At 38.0% G+C, this 19,715-nt stretch carries 15 protein-coding genes; 8 read left to right on the forward strand and 7 right to left on the reverse strand.

What is annotated here, in order from left to right; all coding sequences use genetic code 11:
• Positions 1–214 precede the first annotated feature (214 nt).
• A complete protein-coding gene (locus DRF60_RS14820) occupies positions 215–691 on the reverse strand; it encodes a SixA phosphatase family protein (protein ID WP_116012869.1) in 477 nt (158 codons plus the stop codon).
• A 115-nt stretch (positions 692–806) separates the two neighbouring features.
• Between DRF60_RS14820 and ruvX the strand changes: the two genes are divergently transcribed.
• The 6 genes from ruvX (at position 807) to DRF60_RS14850 (ending at position 5,294) form a co-directional block, all read left to right on the forward strand.
• Positions 807–1,223: a Holliday junction resolvase RuvX gene (gene ruvX, locus DRF60_RS14825; RefSeq protein WP_116012797.1), complete on the forward strand. Its 417-nt coding sequence runs from the start codon at positions 807–809 to the stop codon at positions 1,221–1,223.
• Positions 1,220–1,792 (forward strand): peptide deformylase, encoded by a 573-nt coding sequence (gene def / locus DRF60_RS14830; protein WP_116012798.1) that lies wholly within the window; start codon positions 1,220–1,222, stop codon positions 1,790–1,792. The genes ruvX and def overlap by 4 nt, the downstream gene beginning before the upstream one ends.
• A gap of 78 nt (positions 1,793–1,870) precedes the next feature.
• A complete protein-coding gene (locus DRF60_RS14835) occupies positions 1,871–2,428 on the forward strand; it encodes a DUF5606 family protein (protein WP_116012799.1) in 558 nt (185 codons plus the stop codon).
• A gap of 127 nt (positions 2,429–2,555) precedes the next feature.
• Positions 2,556–3,323 (forward strand): nucleoside triphosphate pyrophosphohydrolase, encoded by a 768-nt coding sequence (gene mazG, locus DRF60_RS14840; RefSeq protein ID WP_116012800.1) that lies wholly within the window; start codon positions 2,556–2,558, stop codon positions 3,321–3,323.
• A gap of 1 nt (position 3,324) precedes the next feature.
• Positions 3,325–4,407 (forward strand): FUSC family protein, encoded by a 1,083-nt coding sequence (locus tag DRF60_RS14845; protein ID WP_116012801.1) that lies wholly within the window; start codon positions 3,325–3,327, stop codon positions 4,405–4,407.
• Positions 4,408–4,409: 2 nt separating this feature from the next.
• Positions 4,410–5,294 (forward strand): hypothetical protein, encoded by an 885-nt coding sequence (locus DRF60_RS14850; RefSeq protein WP_116012802.1) that lies wholly within the window; start codon positions 4,410–4,412, stop codon positions 5,292–5,294.
• A gap of 27 nt (positions 5,295–5,321) precedes the next feature.
• Here the strand turns inward: DRF60_RS14850 and DRF60_RS14855 are convergent, their stop codons facing one another.
• On the reverse strand, positions 5,322–6,041 hold the full coding sequence (locus tag DRF60_RS14855) for a hypothetical protein (protein ID WP_123902694.1): 720 nt from the start codon (positions 6,039–6,041) through the stop codon (positions 5,322–5,324).
• 271 nt (positions 6,042–6,312) lie between these two features.
• Positions 6,313–10,026, reverse strand: a complete 3,714-nt coding sequence (locus tag DRF60_RS14860; RefSeq protein ID WP_116012804.1) for a metallophosphoesterase — start codon at positions 10,024–10,026, stop codon at positions 6,313–6,315.
• Positions 10,027–10,052: 26 nt separating this feature from the next.
• On the opposite strand from DRF60_RS14860, the gene DRF60_RS14865 reads away from it, so the two are divergent.
• Together DRF60_RS14865 and DRF60_RS14870 are read left to right on the forward strand one after the other, a co-directional pair.
• Positions 10,053–11,222 (forward strand): Pycsar system effector family protein, encoded by a 1,170-nt coding sequence (locus DRF60_RS14865; RefSeq protein WP_116012805.1) that lies wholly within the window; start codon positions 10,053–10,055, stop codon positions 11,220–11,222.
• Between the two features lie 15 nt (positions 11,223–11,237).
• Entirely contained in the window at positions 11,238–12,161 is a 924-nt protein-coding gene (locus DRF60_RS14870) for a bestrophin family protein (RefSeq protein WP_116012806.1), read from the forward strand.
• On the opposite strand, the gene DRF60_RS14875 is transcribed toward DRF60_RS14870, so the two are convergent.
• The 4 genes from DRF60_RS14875 to nuoL all read right to left on the reverse strand — a co-directional run bounded on the left by DRF60_RS14875 (position 12,158) and on the right by nuoL (position 19,715).
• A complete protein-coding gene (locus tag DRF60_RS14875) occupies positions 12,158–14,464 on the reverse strand; it encodes a GAF domain-containing protein (protein ID WP_116012807.1) in 2,307 nt (768 codons plus the stop codon). The genes DRF60_RS14870 and DRF60_RS14875 overlap by 4 nt on opposite strands.
• Positions 14,465–14,770: 306 nt before the next feature.
• Entirely contained in the window at positions 14,771–16,156 is a 1,386-nt protein-coding gene (locus DRF60_RS14880) for an NADH-quinone oxidoreductase subunit N (protein ID WP_116012808.1), read from the reverse strand.
• A 152-nt stretch (positions 16,157–16,308) separates the two neighbouring features.
• The gene (locus DRF60_RS14885) at positions 16,309–17,802 is read right to left on the reverse strand and encodes a complex I subunit 4 family protein (protein WP_116012809.1); all 1,494 of its coding nucleotides are present in this window, start codon (positions 17,800–17,802) and stop codon (positions 16,309–16,311) included.
• The gene (gene nuoL / locus DRF60_RS14890) at positions 17,802–19,715 is read right to left on the reverse strand and encodes an NADH-quinone oxidoreductase subunit L (protein ID WP_116012810.1); all 1,914 of its coding nucleotides are present in this window, start codon (positions 19,713–19,715) and stop codon (positions 17,802–17,804) included. The genes DRF60_RS14885 and nuoL overlap by 1 nt, the downstream gene beginning before the upstream one ends.

The following is a 19,715-nucleotide window of genomic DNA, read 5'->3' on the forward strand; positions in this document are numbered from 1 at the left end:
CTGATTGATTCACTGTTAAATATACGAAAAATAAGTCTTAAAAACAAGAGTAAATAACTGTAAGTCAAAATGTTAAATCATTAACTTAATGACATTGGGCTTTAGCCCGTTTTTTTATGAATAAAATTTGGCTTTAGCCAAAGCAGGTGTCAATATAGTTTCTCCTTTTAGCATATGAAAAAAGGAGTTAGAGCAAACAGAAAAACAGATACAATTATATTTTCCCCGGTTCATAAAAGAACAGGAGTTTTTTCTTGGCACCATCAAATTCAGACCAAGAATTACAATCTATTTCAAAACCGGCAACTCCACAAGTTGGGAAATGGAAAATATCTTCTGAGATGGAATTTGCAAAATTGGAAATTCCGTTGTTATGGGAGAAAAAAGCTACAGAGCTCACATTGTCATCCAGGTCGTAGATCACAGATTCAAAATTTCTTTCCGAGGGATTATAAAGCTTATCCTCAGTAGAGACATTAAGCTGATAGGTCTGATTAAAGATTTTACACGTATTCAGGGCACGTACTGCCGGGCTGGAAACAAACTGATCAATGGAAATATTATTATTTTTCATAAATCTGGACATGTTCATGGCATCTTTCAACCCTTTGTCTGCCAAAGGTCTGTCGAAGTCCTCCGTTTCTTCAGGCCAATCGCTCTTCGCATGTCTTACGAGGATGAGTTTCTTCATATTTTCGTTTTTTGGAAGATTAAAATTATAAAAAAAATAATGGAATAAAACATGATTTTTATAAAAAAACTGCGTTATGAATAAAATCATTAAATTTTACTAAATTTGCACACTTATGGGACAGATCCTTGCAATAGACTATGGAAAAGCACGCTGCGGTATTGCTGCAACAGATGATATGCAGATTATTGCAAGCGGCCTTGATACCGTTGAGACCCGGTTTTTGATGGAATTTCTGAAAAAATATTTCACCGAAAACAAAGTGAATGATGTGGTAGTAGGTCTTCCAACAGATTTGAAAGGAAATGTTTCCGAAGTGGAGACGGATATTTTAAAATTCATTGAAGAATTTCAGAAAGAATTTTCCGGTATTCCAGTTCACCGTTTAGATGAAAGATTTACTTCCAAAATGGCTTCTTTTTTTATTTCCCAAAGTGGAAAAAGTAAAAAAAAGAAACAGGAAAAAGGATTAATAGATAAAGTAAGCGCAACGATTATATTGCAGAATTTTTTAGAACAAAGAATAAGATGATTTTACCGATAAGAGCTTTTGGGGATCCTGTTTTAAGAAAAGTGGGAAAAGATATAGACAAAGATTATCCCGATTTACAGGAACTTATAGATAATATGTTCGAAACGATGTACAGTGCGAATGGCATAGGACTTGCTGCACCGCAAATCGGGTTGGATTTACGTCTGTTTGTGATCGACGTGACTCCACTTGCAGATGATGAAGATTATGAAGATATCAAAGACGAACTGGCGGAGTTTAAAAAAGTTTTCATTAACGCTACGATTCTTGAAGAATCCGGAGAAGAATGGAAATTCAATGAAGGATGTCTTTCTATTCCGGATGTAAGAGAAGATGTGAAGAGAAAAGGAACGATTGTTATTGAATATTATGACGAAAATTTTGTGAAACATACAGAAACTTTTTCCGATATTAGAGCCCGCGTAATTCAGCATGAATATGATCATATTGAAGGCGTGCTGTTTACTGATCATCTGAGCGTATTGAAGAAAAAGCTCGTAAAAGGTAAGCTGGCAAAAATCTCACAAGGGGATGTAAGTATCAGCTATAAAATGAGATTTCCAAAGTAATTTAAACAAGGATTAAAAACAAAATAATAAACAGCAAAAAGCCCCGTGCTGATTGCAGAATTTACAAAAAATAAAATTATGCTGTTAGAAAAAATAATTTCAATTTCTGGAAAGCCAGGACTTTTCAAATTAGTTTCTCAACTAAGAAACGGTTTTATCATTGAAGATGTTACGACTAAGAAAAAAGTGAGCATTGGAAACTCAAGTCAGGTGAGTTTATTGGATAATATCGCTATGTTTACATTTGATAAAGAAGTTCCTTTGTTCGAGGTTTTTGAAAATATTGCTAAAAACTACGATTATAAAGAAACGATTTCTCACAAATCTTCTGATGATGTTCTGAAAGAATTCATGACGGCTTCTCTACCTAACTATGATACAGAAAGAGTGTATGCTTCAGATATCAAGAAATTGGCTCAGTGGTATAACCTGCTTCAGAAAGCAGGATACATTACTCCTGAGAGCTTCGTAAAAGCAGAGCCTGAAACATTGGATGGTGCACAGGAAGAAGTAAGCATTGAAAAAGAAGCTCCTAAAAAGGCTGCCCCAAAAGCAGAAAAACCTGCAACTCCAAAAGTAAAAGCTACTTCTGCAGCCAAAGCAGCTCCAAAAAGTACACATACTAAGAAGGGATAATTTATCCCGATTGTAAATACAGAGCCCTGTCAAGATTCTTTGACAGGGTTTTTGATTTTCAGCAAAAACTCCAAGCTTAATTAAATAAAGATTTACCCTAAATTTGCATTACTTTGAATCCTCAATTATGAATACCAGACAAGAAAAACTAGAAGCTTTCGGAAGATTATTAGACATTATGGATGATCTGCGCGAAAAATGTCCGTGGGATCAGAAGCAGACCCTGCAGTCACTTCGCCATTTGACCCTCGAAGAAACGTACGAGCTTTCGGATGCCATCCTACAGGAAGATTTGCAGGAAATCAAAAAAGAGCTGGGTGATGTTTTGCTCCATCTTGTTTTTTATGCTAAAATAGGATCTGAAAAAGAGAGTTTCGATATTGCAGATGTCATCAATTCTTTAAACGAAAAATTAATTTTCCGCCATCCCCATATTTATGGTGATACAAAAGTGAAAGATGAAGAAGAAGTAAAGCAGAATTGGGAAAAGCTGAAGCTGAAAGAAGGGAATAAATCGATTTTAGGTGGTGTTCCGAAAAGCCTTCCAAGTTTAGTAAAAGCCTTCCGGATTCAGGATAAAGTAAAAGGGATCGGGTTTGAGTTTCATGATGCGGAAGATGCCTGGAAAAAAGTAGATGAAGAAATTCAGGAATTTCATGCAGAAACTGATTCAGATAAAAAAGAGCTGGAGTTGGGTGATGTATTTTTCTCACTGATCAACTATGCAAGAATTTCAGGACTGAATCCCGATTCTGCGTTGGAAAGAACCAACCTGAAATTTATCTCAAGATTCCAGAAAATGGAAGAGCTGGCAGAAGAATCAAATGTAAAGCTGGCTGACCTGTCTCTGGAAGAAATGGACGTGTTGTGGGAAAAAGCAAAACGGATGTCATAAAATGAAAGTTCAGCATTCCATACACCATAGATTTCAGTATCTTCTGGAATTCAAAAAAACAGAAAGGAAATGGCATTTTCCATTCCTTGCGGCACTTTGTATTGGAAGCTGCCTTTTTATTGGTTATTTTTTAGGAAAGCCCAATTACGGAAGTTTGTCTAGTCTTGGGGCTCTGACGATTTTATATTTTACTTCAGCACCTATCACACAACGGATGGTGCATCTGGCGATTTGTGCATTCGGGATGGTTTTTTCCTTTACCATAAGCCTGTTTTTTAGCTTTAATGCTTATGCAGCAGGTTTGTCTTTAGGTATTGTCTCTTTTCTGGCACATTTTATTACCTCTTATTTTAAAGTTCCTCCGCCCGGAAACTTTTTCTTTATTATGCTGGCGGCTATGGCAAGCACCTACCAGTTCGATCCGGAAATGATCCCGACAAGAGTAGGGCTCGTGGCTATGGGGGCAATCCTGTCATGCACACTTGCTTTTCTGTATTCCGTTTTTATAGAGAAAGAAAATGTTGTACCCATTCCAAGGAGAAGAAGGTTTAATAAAAGAAGATATACCAAATTTGTAGAAAGCAGCATTATCGGTCTCTTTATGATGCTTAGCCTGATCGTAGGACATCTTCTGAAATTTGAAAATACCTACTGGATCTCTATTGCTGCAGTAGCTGTTATACAGGGGCGGAATTTTGAACATGTACGCCAGCGGAATATGCACAGAATTCTGGGAACCTTTATTGGAATAGGTTTTGCATGGCTCATCCTGCTGTTTGATCCTGCCAAAATAGAAATGATCATCATTATTACGGTGCTGCAGTTTATTATAGAATTGCTTATTGTAAGGAATTACGGTTTTGCGGTGATATTTATAACGCCCTTAACGATTCTTTTAACGGAAACCGGAAGCCTGATTCATCATAATGTAGAAAATCTGATGCATGCAAGACTTCTGGATACCATTATCGGAAGTTTAATTGGGCTGGCAGCTGGCTTTTTTCTCCATCATCAGCAGATTATTAATAACTTAGAGAAAAATATACGGTACTCGTATTTTCAGTTTAAAAAATTAAAAAACTAGCTATGTTGCGTATACTTACCTTATTCGCTTTTTTATTGTGGAGCTGTAATCCGAAAGCTCAGGACACTCCTAAAACCGATGAATTGACAGTGGAATTTACCTTCCCGAAAAAACTGAAAGAAGTTTCGGGAATCATTCTGTCTCAGGATAAAAATACCATGTGGGCTATAGAAGACCAGGGGAATAAAAATGTAGTTTACGGCTTGGATAAGCAAGGGAAACTGGTGGCAGATGTTTTGGTAGAAAATACTGAAAACAATGATTGGGAAGATATTACCAAAGATGCTCAGGGAAATATTTATATTGGGGATTTTGGGAATAATGACAATAACAGACAGAATCTTTCTATTTTAAAATTGGATTTGAAGGATGCTTCCCAAAAAACAACAAAAGTTGTTCAGACTACAAAATTTCATTACGAAGGGCAGACTGAATTTCCTCCAAAGAAATCAAACTGGCTCTATGACTGCGAAGCTTTCGTAGAAATGAACGGAAGTTTCTATCTTTTCACCAAAAACAGAAGCAAAGGTTTTGACGGAACTTTCCTTGTATACCAGATCCCCAATAAAGAAGGGGATTTTGAAGCCAAATTGATAGGAAGGCTTAGGCTTGAAGGAAAATATAGTGATGCAGCCATCACTTCGGCAGCGATCAACAGTACTAATGATAAGATTGTTCTGCTTACCCATAAAAACATTCATGTACTTTCCGGATTCACGGCAGATAATTTTAATACTGCTAAAATTGAGAAGGTATCATTAAATCATAATTCGCAGAAAGAAGCCGTTGTTTTCCTGGATGATAAAAACCTGCTGATTGCAGACGAAAAAGATAAGGAAACAGGCGGAAATGTATATAAATTTGAATTTAACCCTCAAGCTAAATAACGGCAAGGGTTAAATTCAAAAAATATTTTACGGAGTAAGATAAGAAATATGAATGTTTCCAGCGGATAACCTGAAATTTTGGGTGTAGACGCAGCGTACCCTAAATGTATCGTTCGTATTAAAATACGTAATTGAAGACAGATTATGATTGACTGCTAATGTCCGTTCACCATGCCCGGTAGATATGGATGCCAGTGTTTCTGTGGCTGGAGAAACCTTTTGAATAGAAGACTTTGCTGTTCCGGCCGTATACCCGTTGCCATTTAAGCTGAGATCATATGTGATATAGGGAACTATATTGTAATATCCGGGTTTTATGACAGTAAATACTCCCGTAGTTGAATTGTACTTGAGATAATTGTTGTCTATCTTATTACTTACATTATACACATAGGTTTTTGTATAGCTTTCATGGGTGCTTATCGGATTGCTTCCGGTACCGGTATAACTTCCTGAACTGGGATTGATGTCGGTCTTATTACCGACAAATATTACTTTTAAAAAGTTCTGAGATTCAATAGTCCCCCATGAAGGAGCACTGCCTGATCCGTTAGACATCAGGACTTCACCACGGTTTCCGGAATTTCCCTTAGTTTTGGCATCACCGCCCACATTAAGATCTTTTACAACCTGTAGGCTTCCGTTAACATGCAATGTATTTTGTGGTGTTGACGTCTCTATACCCACTTGTGCCTTTACATTTAAGGACATGACAAATACTGCCATGCATAATAGCGTTTTTTTCATCCAATAGTTTTTTTGTTGAAATAATTTTAAACAAATATAGATCCTTCTAAAAATATAGAATTTTTAATAGATATATAAGCATATAACCCTATGGATGTGCTTTTTTAAAGCAGTAAAAAATATGAGTTAGTTTTTCTGATTGTATTTAATTTATATGTAATGATATACAAATTGAAATGGAGATTAAAAATATATTAAAATTAATAGATAAATCAATCTTTCTGTATAATAAAATACAGAATCTAAAGCATAAATAAGAAAATGGATTAGTTTAGAAAGTCATTCCTACACCTGCAGAAATCCTTCCTCCGTCGGAACCATGAAAATAATTCAGTCTTGCGGAAAACATCTCTACAACACTCATCCAGAAACCTGCTCCTACAGACTGATGCCACTTTTTAGAATTCTCACCGTCATTCCAGACACGTCCAAGGTCATATCCGATCAGGACACCCATATTGGCAGGAATAATATTATTTCTTACCCTTCCGAAATCCCAGCGGATCTCAGAATTGTTGGTGAAATAAGACTTACCTGAAAACCTGTCGTTCCGGAAAGCCCTCATACCATTGTTGCCGCCTATGCTTGCCGCCTGATAGAATTCGAAGGTATTATTGCTGATCCACATGGCATTGCTGGAATTTGCAAAAACAAAATTTCCTCTTTTGTCAAGCCTGTGATCTATAGTCAGTGTTCCGTTAAGGGTGAAGAAATTTTTTTCAGTATTGGATAAGTTGGTTCTCCAGTCTGCATTCATTACTAATTCAAGACCTAAAGTAGGGAAGGCATTATTATCTAAATTTTTGAAGCTGAATGTATAGTTGGCACCTGCAAACTGCTGGCTCTTGAAGACTTCAGGTCTCACATCGGGTGACTGGTCTACAAAACGGTCACCATTCCTCTGCACCTTATTATCCTCAAAGGTCAGCTGGAATTGATGCTGAAGATTCATCCAGCTTTTCTTAGAGATAGATGGAGCAAAATTGAACTTGGAAATTCTTGCCCTGTTATATTCCCTTTCCGTATTTTCCTTATCGTATTTACTTTCATTCGACAGTCCGAAGAAATTTTCGGAAAATCGGGGAGTCGTATAAGTCGCATCAAGATTGAAATCCCATCCGGATATTGCTTTTTTAAAAATTCCTTTATAAGTCGCATTAAATCCTCCGGTTGCAGTATAAAAATTTACTTTAAGACTATGTTTTTGGGTGTAAGGAGCACGGATGAAATTATTAACCGTATAATTAGCCAGAACCCCTAAGATCACACCGTCATCCGGGTTGTAATCAGCGTTCGGATAGCCGGCATAGAAGTTATATTTCGGATGCTTATAATTGTAAGTGTTGATGTCGTAATCATCAGAAATATTTTTTGTTCCGGAGCCGTTGTATGTATTTTTCTGACTTTTAAAGTCATAAATCTTCACACTTTTTCCGTCCGCAATATTGTAGACATCGTGGTTGTAACCGCCAATCAACCTGATGTTCGTCTTAGGTCTTCCTTCCCCGGACACTTCATAAATATCATCATCTTCAAGACCGTAAATCCAGAGCTCCTTTGTTTTGGAATCCTCGTACGTTTTTTCAAAAACCAATTCAGGATTCTCTTTGTTTTTATCTAATTTATACTGCTTTACATTGATGGAATGGGCCGTTTTTGTAATGACAAACTTATCAGGATTCACCGTCCCGGCAAGAGGAACCTTTTCCTGCAGCACATCATAATACTGGGCAGCGTAATCCTGCAGCTTTGTTTTTCTGATTTTTAATTTACGTTGAATATCAGCAATGGTCTCATCTTTTACTTCTTTAGGAAGATTGCTGAATGCATCATCAATGTCCGCATCAGTAAGATGCTCCTGGATATACTTTGCCTGCGCAGTCCATTCTTCCTGTGATGCACCTTTTAAAAAGATAAGATCCAGCGGATATGGCTCCATATTCATCCACTTTACATTTTTGATCTCCTCTTTAAAAGTTTTCATATGGCGGATAGCCGGAACATTCATAATAAGCTTGAAGGCAGCCCCGTCATATCGGCTGAAGGCCTGATCCCTGTCTTTCGGGACCGGTTTATAAACCACATTGTCACCATCCTGGTATTCTGCCCATTTCCACTGATCTGAATGCCTGTCCCAGTCGCCGATCAGCATGTCAAAAATTCTTGCTCTTATATATGATTCGCGGTCTACGGAATATTTATAATTTTTGGTGAAATTTCTCAAAACATCATCCGTAGAAACAATGTCTTTAGCATTGTCCAGCGAGGCCAGTGTTTTAGGATCAGAAGAAAAGCGTTCCTCAATCATGTACATTTCATCACCATAATTTTTATTATATTCTCCTAAGGTATATTGCTTCGGAATGTAATATAATTTAGGATTACTATGAAAAATACCGAGTTTATCAGCCATATTTCCTACTGAAAAGGGGGTAAACGGATGATTGGTCGTATAAAAATCAAGCAGGAACTTTTCAGGAAATGTATTGTTCAGCTCATTCCCGAAAGTACTTTTTTTGAAAGCCATATTATTCAGAAAACGGACGGCACTTTTTTTCACGCCCCGCATCACAAATTCCTGCCCGTCTGCAGCTTTCAGTCTTAAGCTGTTCGATTGGTTTCCTCCACCTTCCCTGAAAGGGGTAAAGCCGCCATTCAGGGACGCAAGGTCTGCCGTAGGTGCCTCAATTGGAATTCCGTAATATTTCCTGTAATGCTCGCCCCATAACCAAAGGTAAACAGGTCCTTTTTGGGTAAGCTTCACCGGATAGACGCTTGAAGTGGCTGTAGCCGGAAAGTCTTTTGGATAATTATTCACAAAAACATCCGGTTTGGAGATTACAGAAATATGAGCAAGCTTTTTAATGCTGTTATCTTTTGTTGAAAAATATTCTACATCTGTACTCTGGTCTTTTCTGATATTCAGAACGGCGAATCCACTTCCTCCGTAAGAGAAATCAGTTTTTTCAGCAATGGTAGCAGGATCTGTTTTGGAGCCCGCACCGCTGATGATCTGCCTGATATTCCTTTCTTCATGATACTGCAGATTATGATCATGCCCGGAAACAAAAATAATATTTTCTTTATCCTGAACGATGCTTTTTAACCGGTTGGCGAGATCTGCATAGTGCTGATTATTAATATCCTCTGGATTTGCTCCTGAAGAACTTCTTAATATATTAATGAAACTTGCTGCAATGGGAAAAGGAACTTTACTTTTCAACGGATAAAGATGTGCTTTTGCAGAATTGAATCCTGCATGTGTTCCGCTGCTGATCACTGGGTGATGTAGGGCAACAATGATCCTTTTATCCTGGTTTTTGGTAACAAGATCTTTAAACTCTGTGAAGAAATCTTCACGTGTTTTAATCGTGCAGTTTTTATTGATCCCGGGATATTGATCCCAGTTGACAAGTGCCCATTCGGAGTCAATAACGATAAGTTTAATATCTTTCGAAAGATTGATATCATCAATTCCGCAGGAATTTTTAGGAAGGAAAGCTTTCTTGTCATTGAAATAGGCTTTTATCAGATTTTCCTGTGCTTTTAATCCGTCAAGCCCGCTGTTCCAGTCATGATTTCCCGGAATAACCAATGTTTTTCCTTTGAAATTTTTAGTAATGGCAAGCTGATTTTCCAGCTTTTGCTTAGCCAGCGCATACTCTTTATCAGAATCTTTAGGCAATCCGTTGGGGTAGATATTATCGCCCAAGAAGATCAGCATGGAATTGCTGTCTGCCGAATCCAGTTTGTTTTTAAGTAAATTTAATGTGTTCTGTGCCTGAGGTTCATCTGCATTTCCGGCATCCCCGATCAGGAAAACTTTAAAATCATTTTCAGATTTTACATCAGAATTTTTAACTTCAAATAAGTTTTTACCCTTTTTTACGTTATATGTTGCGCACGAATAGAGAACTCCTGCAGATAATACTGCCCGAAAGGCAATAGAGGTTTTTTTTAAATGAGTTTTAAAGGATAAATTCATAAATTTACATTAACAAAAATTCAGGGATGAATATTTTACACAAAGCTAAAGATTATGTAGAAATCTTATTCAAAGATAAGTTATCTTCTGTATACTTTTATCATAATTTTATTCACACGACCTATACGGTAAACAAGGCCGAAGAGATCATGCGGAATACGCCTGTTTCCAAAGAGGATCAGGAGAAAGTGCTTCTGGCACTCTGGTTTCATGATACGGGTTATGTAGAATGTGCACAGGATCATGAAGAAAAAGGTGTGCTCATCCTTACCGATTTTCTGAAGCAGGAAAATTATCCTGAAAACTATATTGAGGATGTTTCTAAACTGATTCTGGCGACTAAAATCACCTATGAACCCCAAAATCTTCTGGAAAAGATCGTAAAAGATGCGGACTGCAGTCACTTTGCCAGCCACGATTATAATGATATTTCCGATGCGCTTAGAAAAGAATGGGAACTTACCAACGTAAGATGCTTCTCCAATGATGAATGGAACGCCGGAAATCTTGAAATGCTTAAAGACAAGCATCATTATTATACAGACTATGCCAAGGAAAACTGGGAACCTCTGAAAAAGAAGAACATAAAGAAAATAGAAAAAAAGCTTGAAAAAGAAGAGGATAAAAAAGAAAACGCAGATAATAAAAAAGAGCCGAAAGAACCAAAATCTGACCGCAGCGTAGATACCCTGTTCAGAGTAACATTGAATAACCACACCAGGCTGAGTGATATTGCTGACAGTAAGGCGAATATTCTTCTTTCCGTTAATGCTATCATTATTTCAGTCTGCCTTTCTGTACTGGTTCCTAAATTGGATACCCCAAAGAATGCGCACCTTATCATTCCTAGCTTTATATTGCTTACTTCAAGTGTTCTGACCATTATATTTGCGATCCTGTCTACAAAACCGAATGTAACGAAAACCAATTTTACGGCCCAGGATATTGCAGACAGAAAAGTAAACCTGCTGTTTTTTGGAAACTTTCATCAGATGCTGTTTAATGAATACCATGATGCCATGAAGGACCTCATTAAGGACAGGGATTATATTTATGATTCTATGGTGAAAGACCTTTATTTCCTTGGGAAGGTCCTTGACAGAAAATACAAGCTTTTATCTGTAACCTATAAGATATTTATGGCAGGAATTATTATTTCTGTACTTTCTTTTGCCTATGCTTTTCTTTCCCTTTAATAAAAACAGAAACAAATGATTGTAAGACAGCGGACCAACTGGTTGAAAATGTTGTTTATATGGAGAGGTTCCGTATTGAAGAAAATTGTTGTCCAGCTGGGTGTTATTTTAATATTTTCACTGCTGATCTATTTTTTTAAAGGAAAGATCTTCGATTATAAAGTACATCTTAATCCTACTATTTTTACACTCATAGGTCTTGCACTGGCTATTTTCATGGGATTCTGCAATTCTGCAAGCTATGACCGCTTCTGGGAAGGACGCAAGCTGTGGGGATTGTTGGTGATAGAAACAAGATCTTTTACAAGGCAGATCCTCTCAATGGTGAATGATCCTTCGCCGGGAGCCAGAGAAGAGAAAGAAAAAATCATTAAAATGGTTTCGGCATTCTGCTGGTCTCTGAATGATCAGCTGAGAGAAAAATCCGGAACAGAACATTTAACAAGGCTTCTTTCTCCAGAACATGCAGAACAGCTCAAAGATAAAAAATTTATCCCCAGCATCATACTCGGTTTTATTGCAGACTGGCTGAATGAACAGCAGCAGAAAGGAAACATTGATACAATCGTTATGACCTCGATGGATCACCAGCTGAACCAGTTTTCCAATATTTCAGGAGGTTGTGAGAGGATTTATAATACGCCTTTGCCTTTTGCTTACAGTGTGCTGCTGCACCGTACGGTTTATCTCTACTGTTTCTGGCTGCCGTTCGGATTGGTTGACAGTCTGGGCTGGATGATGCCTCTGATCGTTCTGCTGATCAGCTATACATTTATTGCCCTGGATGCTATTATCCAGGAAATAGGTGAGCCGTTTGGAGAGGAGGAAAATGATCTTGCCCTGAACAGTATGTGCAGAACGATTGAGTATTCTATTTTCGAACAGGCAGGAATGCCACAGGGCGAGCTGAAAAAGCCGGATTCTTATTTTATAGATTAATCTTGAGCTAGAGAGATCCTCAATGCCAGCAATCCCGTAATTCCCTGGAGATCTTCCACTTTTAAAAACTCTATATCATTCTGCAGAATTCCTTTTTTCTGAAGCTTGTTGATGTATTCCAGGTATTCTTTCTGGTTTTCCATTCCGAAATAAACAATGGTAATTTTTCCGGGACAGGTAATTCTTTCCGAAGAATCTTTGACATGGGCTTTATCCAGACGTTTTTTTACAATTTCATAATACGAATTGTAGGCACCATCTACATCAAAACGCTTTTCATCCATTCTGAAGCGGATATCTATCTTTTCATTATACACAAAAAGCAGTGAGGCAATATCAAGCTGTATTGGCAGGCTTTTTTTAAAAGTCTGGAATTCACGTTCCATGCTGCAGATGGTTTTCAGCTGCCAGTATCTTAATTTGTGGACCACTTTGGAGGTATAGCTGAGATCCGGAGCAATATTATGTCCGATATAGAGATTGTGCTCTACACCATCGGATTTAAACCTTTCATAATAGTGCGGAAAGATCTGCTGTGCTTTGACCTGGCTTTCATCCAGCATATCGGCCAATTTTCTGTTAACCAGCGTTATGGAATCATCTAGATTTTTTCTGTTGGCGTAAAATAGATCGGTCTGGGCAAAAACCTGCACAAAATAATCTTTGATTTTATTTTTTATTTCCCTGTCCGTTTTCAGTTCCAGTTTCCCTTGCAGATAAGGATGGATTTCTTCTCTCAAAAATCTCTGAAGGCGCTGTTCCGTATCAGCTTTGATCTCGTTGTTCAGTTCATTTTCAAAAACATCAAGAGCCAGAAGGTATTTTTCTGAATCGGAATTGATGAGTGTGAAAATATTATGAAGATTTTCAAGCTGTTGGTTGAGGTCTTCAAGCATAAGATTAAAACGCTTCTCTGAAGAAGAGCGGATATCCGAGAACCCGAACAGCGGGGTCAGGTTTTTGAAAGAGATCTGCTTCAGTGTATACATTTTTTTTCCCAACGAAGCATTGAAATATTTTTCGGCTTCATTTCTGAATTTCCAGACCACGCTGTCGTGAATGGAGGTATATTCACGCTGGATGATGGCTTCTATCTGGTAGTTTTTTTCAAAGCTGAATCTGTTCAGTGAGAACAGGATCATATCGGTGAAAAATTCCATTTTTTTCAGCTTTAATCCGTTGAAACTATTGGCTTGCGGAGAGGTAAATTCCATAATGGCCAAAAGCTCGTTATCTTTCATGATCGGGATTACCATGAAGCTGTTAATATTGTTGTTCCTTAAAATACTAAAAGAAGGAAGTTCTTTGATATTGTCATCCAGATTGTCGACATTCGAGATGACAATCGGTTTGGAATTGTGATTTAAATTGTTAAAAGTACTTTTCCGGGTTTCTTCATCAAATGCATTGATCCAGAAATCCAGAACATGATGGGTGAAAACATTTTCGTAGATTGGAAGTTTGCCGAGCTTCTGATCTTTCTTATCGAAAAGCATCAGTCCGAAATTAAGTTCCGGGACATCGAAATAGGATTTGAAAATTTCAACAAGATTTTCATCCGGGCTCAAATCCTCCGGATCAATTTCTATCATACTCGACTTAAGATCGGACAGGGCTACCTCAGAAGTACAGTCTACCAAAGAAACAATAGTAAAGCCTTTTAAAACCCATGATTTTGAAGGGAAATATTTTTTCCAGAGCTTAAAATCATCCAGATTTTCCAACAACATATCCAGTATATCATCTGAAGGGATTTTTGCGTTTTCAGTAGGATATATCTCAGTAAAATCTGAATTTACCGTGATCTTATAATGTTTCATGATTCCCAGTCTGTTCGGGATATCATAATAAAGGGGCATGGTACTTTTGATGTCCCTTTTGAAATAGCTCTGCAAGATAAGGCAGCAGCAGAATACATAAAACTCATCGTCCCCGATATTTCTCAGCTCTATTTCAAAGTCCTTTCCGGCATCTTTAAGTATACCCTTAAATCTTTCGGTATAGTTGAAAGTAGTTTTGGAAAGCGGAACACTGGCCGCTTTGATCTCATTGTGTGTAAGACCGGTAGGGAAGAGGTCTGCAAGAATCTGTCTGATGAGGTCTTCATGTTTTTCAAGAAGGGCTTCATCCAGGAATCCGTCTCTTAGCTCAGGAATTTTTTTTGTCCTCTCAATTAAAGATTCAGCATAATTGACACGGTATTCCAGACGGTCGTTATAACGGATGTGTTCCAGAACATCCAAATATTTTTTGAATGATATAAGAACCTGAAATGGAGCGTCTTTTTTGTAAAGGTTGGCCAAGGGCTGAAATTTAAAGTAAAGTTATGAAAAAAAGATCACTTCCAACTTATTGCAAATTGGTGGAAGGCACATTTATAAGGGCTTTGGTTATTTTTCCTAAACAAAATCCGGATAGAGGTAAAACATTATCTGTTATTTTTTTTCTTTATGAAAAACTCTGCAGTTTCTTAAATTAAACACAAGGATAGGCAAGGCTTTTAAAAAGCATTCATTTGATTTTTAAGATAGACAGAGCCGTTGCACCTATTGGTAACAAAAAAGCACAACCGAAAAAGTTGTGCTTCTGTATATTTTATATATTGGGATTTATAATCCAAACTGTCTTGCAAACAGATCAGGGAAAACTCCTAACACAATAATTGAAGCAATGACAAATACCGCCACGATATTATAAGTAAGCGTTACTTTTTCTGAAGATTTGAATGTTGTTTCTTTGAAGAAGAACATTGAAATAATCAGTCTTAAATAGTATGCAATAGATACTGCAGAACCTAATACAGCTACCAATACTAAGAAAACTCCGTGCGTTGAATTCATTGCCTGGGAGAATAAAGCAAATTTCCCCATGAAACCGGCTGTTAGCGGAACTCCTGCCATTGAAAGCATAGAGATCGCCGCAACTGTGGCTAATAGAGGTTCAGACTTTGCCAATCCTTTGAAAGCTCCGAAAGAGGTTTCTCTTTTTAATTTTTCAACATAAATCAGGCACATGAAAACTCCTACCGTTGATAAAGCATAAGCAAATAAATAGAACGCTAAATTATAAGTAGAAAGGCTCGTCATTCCGAAGAAAACCAATCCGATGTATCCAGCGTGAGATACAGAAGAGTAAGCCAGCATTCTTTTGGCATTGGTCTGGGCAAGCCCCATAACGTTGGCTAAAAGTAATGTGATGATCAGGAATACGCCAAACACATTGATCCATTCTTCAGTAACGCCTCCAAATCCAATAGTCATTAATCTGAATAAAGCAAAAAATCCTGAGATCTTTACCACACTCGCCATAAATGCCGTGATCAGTGAAGGGGCTCCATAATATACATCAGGACTCCACATGTGGAAAGGTGCTAATGCTACTTTGAATGCCAGTGCACAAAGAATAAGAAGAACTCCTAAAATGAACATAACATCTTTAGGGTTTTTAACTCCGAAATCCTGGATTGTATATAAATCAAAACTTCCGGTGCTTCCGTAAATAAATGCAATACCGAACAGTAAGAAACCTGTCGCAAAAGCACCCATCAGGAAATACTTGATCGAAGCTTCGTTGGATCTTAAATCAGTTTTGTTGGCACCCGCCATTACATACAACGGAATGGAAAGAATTTCTATCCCTAAGAAAAGGGTTACCATGTTCTGGAATCCAAAAAGAATAATTCCTCCGCATAATGCAAAAAGCATCAGTGCATATAATTCCGACTGGTGGCTTCTATGGTTGCTGAACGCAAAACCTCCCAGGAAGAATAACAATAGGGTTGTTACAATAGATATTTTGGTGAATAACGCTGTATTTGCAGTATATTCATACATGTGTCTGTACTTTTCGAAGAAAGCACATTCAGGTAAGAAGCTTACATATAAAGCGACGATCAATCCTAAAATCCCAATGTATCTTGCGAATTTTCCCTGTTCGAAAACTCCTGAAAATAACGCAATAACTGCCGTTAGGAAAACAATAATTAAAACACTCATAATATAGATTTGAGATGTGAGATTTTGAGTTGAGAGTTAAAGCTCAAGGTTTAAAGTTCAGTGGAATAATCTCCTGTCTCTAATCTCCTTGTCTCTTTTCTTTTACTCTTCTCTGATCTCTTAATTTTTTAATTTTTAAATCTTTTAATTTTTTAGCTGGCCATCGCTGTGTAGATAAACGTCAGCGAACTATTCACCATGTTGATTATCGGTTGAGGGAAGATACCAAATACAATTACAAAAACCGCTATGCTTGCCAATACGGAAAACTCTACTGCAGATAAATCTTTTACGGTACTCAATACTGCATCATCTCCCTGTCCGAACATTGCTTTTCCATAGAATCTCAATAAATATACAGCAGCAAAGATTACTGTAAGACCAGCAATTACTGCAGCCAAACCGTTGAAATCATATACCGATTTCAGCAAAATAAATTCTCCGATGAATCCGTTAGTCAATGGAACACCCATTGAGCCTAATATAATGATCAGGAACAACACGGCAAATTTAGGGGCTACTTTCGCTAAACCTCCCATTTGTCTGATGTCTCTTGATTTAAATCGTTTGTATAAGATATCACAGCAGTAGAACAATCCAACTACGTTGATACCGTGGGCAAAAGTCTGAACCAATGCTCCTTCAGCTCCTTCAATATTGAATGTTCCTCTTAAAGTGATGACTGCGGAAGAGAAGATCCCTGCCACCATTAATCCTACGTGAGAGAAAGATGAATACGCAATGATTCTCTTCATATCGGTCTGGATGATGGCAATCAGTGCACCGTGAACAATTCCTACAATAGCCAGGATAATGACGATCTGTCCTGAAATTCCGGCAATAGGAAGCGGTGTGATTGGAAGAAGGTAACGGATAACACCGTACACTGCCATCTTCAGCATGATCCCTGATAAAAGCATGGATCCCTGAGTAGGAGAGTAGGTATAGGTATCCGGCTGCCATGTATGGAAAGGAAATACCGGTAATTTCACTGCAAAGGCAAAGAAGATAAACCAGAATACCACCGTTTGCTGTGCCTCATTAAGCTGAGCATTGTATAGATCTGTTAAAGCGAATGATGCAGAGTGGTTGTACACATAGATCAATCCGGCTAACATAAATAATGACCCAACGAATGTATAAACGAAGAATTTCGTAGTGAATTCAAATCTTTTATTTTCCTGGCCCCAAAGTCCGGCAATGAACCAGATCGGAATAAGGGTTACTTCCCAGAAAATGTAGAACAACAGTCCGTCTAAAGAAGTGAACACCCCAACAAGGCCGAACTGCATCAGCAGGATCAGGCCGTAGAATGTATTTCTGTAGCTTACATTTTCGTTGAACGAAGATAAAATAATAATGGGCGTTAAGATATTGGTCAACAGTAAAAGCAGCAGACTCATTCCGTCAATCCCGAAATGAAGTGAGCTTTTAATAAATTGTGACCAAGGGTAGTTGATCTCGTGCTGCAGTACACTGTCTACCGTCGGATTAAAATTAAAATCCGCTGTGATATAGAATGTAATAAGCATTTGGATCAAAGCTATTCCTAGCGCCAAATATTTGCTGGATTTATTTTTCCATGCAAAAACTAATCCCGAACCTACTAGAGGTAATAGTAATAATGTTAATAATAAACCAGACATTATTGTAATATAAAGTTAACAATCAGTATAATTCCCACTGCTAAAGACATGATAAGAATATAAGTCTCTACATTTCCGTTCTGGATACGCTTCATCGCTTTTCCGCTGTCTTCAGCGCCTTCGCCCACGAAGTCTACAAAACGGTCTAAGATCCCTTTATCAAACATCTTTCCTCCGCGTCCTAATCCTTCAACAGTTTTTACAATCAATGCATTGTAAAGTTCGTCTACATATAATTTCTTAGCAGAAAGTTTCTCCCATCCGGTATAGCTTTCTTCTGCCAGAGCCATTTTTTTCTTTTTCACGTAGGTATTTTTTACGATAAACCATACGGTGAAGAACATCAGCACTGTAGCGCCTAATAAGATCATTTCAGTCCCAAACGGAACTCCCGAAAGAGTCGCTTCCATTTGTTTGTAGCTCTGCTCGGTAAGAACAGGCTTCAGCCATTCCATTAGTTTCGCATAATGACCGTGTCCGATGAAGTGAGGAAGGTTAATGAAACCTCCAAGCACAGAAAGGATAGCCAGAACGATCAACGGAAGGGTCATATTGGAAGGGCTTTCGTGTAAGTGATGCTTTTGATCTTCCGTACCTCTGAACTCTCCGTGGAATGTCAGGTAATACAGTCTGAACATATACGTTGCAGTCATTGCGGCTAAAACAAATAAGATCACCCAGTAAACAGGGTTTTTAGCGAATGCTGCTACTAAAATTTCGTCTTTTGAGATCATCCCTGAAAGTAAAGGAAAACCTGAGATGGCTAATGTTCCGATAAGGAAAGTAGCGTGTGTAATAGGAATGTATTTTTTCAGACCTCCCATGAAACGCATATCCTGCTCGTTGCTCATCGCGTGGATCACAGAACCTGCTCCCAGGAATAATAGTGCTTTGAAGAATGCATGTGTCATTACGTGGAACATCGCTGTAGTATAAGCTCCCAGTCCTAAAGCAATGAACATAAATCCAAGCTGAGAAACGGTAGAGTAAGCCAATACTTTTTTGATGTCGTTCTGACGAAGTGCATAGAATCCAGCCAAAGCAGCTGTTAAGAATCCGATGAATAAAATTCCTCCCTGAACCGTAGGTGCCAGAGTAAATAAGAAGTTTGATCTTACCACTAAGTAGATCCCTGCCGTTACCATCGTTGCCGCGTGGATCAACGCTGAAACCGGAGTAGGACCTGCCATTGCATCCGGTAACCAAGTATATAAAGGAACCTGAGCCGATTTACCGGTAGCCCCGATAAATAAACTGGCTGTAATAAAGATAATTACTGTTCCGTCTAATTCAAATTTTGAAGAGTTCTGTGCTACGGTAAGGAAATCTACCGCATTGGTCTGAGAAGCAATCATAAAGATCCCGATCAGTAAGGCAAGGTCACCAATTCTGTTCATGATGAAAGCTTTTCTTGCTGCTTTACCGTATTCTTCATTGGTATACCAGAATCCGATCAACAGGTAAGAACAAAGACCTACACCTTCCCATCCGATGAACAGGATCAGGTAGTTGCTTCCCATCACTAAAAGTAACATAGAGAAGATGAAAAGATTCAGATAAGTGAAAAACTTATAGAAACCTTTGTCGTGGCTCATATATCCGATAGAATATAAATGGATCAGGGAACCGATACCTGTGATAATCATCACCATCATTAAAGAAAGCTGATCGATCTGGAATCCGAAATTGATCTGAACCCCGTTGACTGTAAACCACTCAAATGCTTTTACGATGATCGGCTGGCTTTCAGAATCAAATTTCATAAAAAGGCTTACCGCAATACAGAATGACCCGAAAACCATTGCCGTTGCCAGAGAGCCTACCAATATTTTTGGAAGATTTTTCCCGAATAAACCGTTAATAAGAAACCCTAAAAGTGGTAAAAGTATTATTGCATACACTAAATTTTCCAT

This window comes from Chryseobacterium elymi (assembly GCF_003385495.1).
Lineage (GTDB): Bacteria > Bacteroidota > Bacteroidia > Flavobacteriales > Weeksellaceae > Chryseobacterium > Chryseobacterium elymi.

Coding starts and splice junctions, on each gene's coding strand:
- mazG (WP_116012800.1), top strand. CDS start 2,556: ATGAATACCAGACAAGAAAAACTAGAAGCTTTCGGAAGATTATTAGAC.
- DRF60_RS14885 (WP_116012809.1), bottom strand. CDS start 17,802: ATGTCTGGTTTATTATTAACATTATTACTATTACCTCTAGTAGGTTCG.
- DRF60_RS14845 (WP_116012801.1), top strand. CDS start 3,325: ATGAAAGTTCAGCATTCCATACACCATAGATTTCAGTATCTTCTGGAA.
- DRF60_RS14870 (WP_116012806.1), top strand. CDS start 11,238: ATGATTGTAAGACAGCGGACCAACTGGTTGAAAATGTTGTTTATATGG.
- DRF60_RS14860 (WP_116012804.1), bottom strand. CDS start 10,026: ATGAATTTATCCTTTAAAACTCATTTAAAAAAAACCTCTATTGCCTTT.
- DRF60_RS14880 (WP_116012808.1), bottom strand. CDS start 16,156: ATGAGTGTTTTAATTATTGTTTTCCTAACGGCAGTTATTGCGTTATTT.
- def (WP_116012798.1), top strand. CDS start 1,220: ATGATTTTACCGATAAGAGCTTTTGGGGATCCTGTTTTAAGAAAAGTG.
- DRF60_RS14855 (WP_123902694.1), bottom strand. CDS start 6,041: ATGAAAAAAACGCTATTATGCATGGCAGTATTTGTCATGTCCTTAAAT.
- DRF60_RS14835 (WP_116012799.1), top strand. CDS start 1,871: ATGCTGTTAGAAAAAATAATTTCAATTTCTGGAAAGCCAGGACTTTTC.
- DRF60_RS14820 (WP_116012869.1), bottom strand. CDS start 691: ATGAAGAAACTCATCCTCGTAAGACATGCGAAGAGCGATTGGCCTGAA.
- ruvX (WP_116012797.1), top strand. CDS start 807: ATGGGACAGATCCTTGCAATAGACTATGGAAAAGCACGCTGCGGTATT.
- DRF60_RS14850 (WP_116012802.1), top strand. CDS start 4,410: ATGTTGCGTATACTTACCTTATTCGCTTTTTTATTGTGGAGCTGTAAT.
- DRF60_RS14865 (WP_116012805.1), top strand. CDS start 10,053: ATGAATATTTTACACAAAGCTAAAGATTATGTAGAAATCTTATTCAAA.
- nuoL (WP_116012810.1), bottom strand. CDS start 19,715: ATGGAAAATTTAGTGTATGCAATAATACTTTTACCACTTTTAGGGTTT.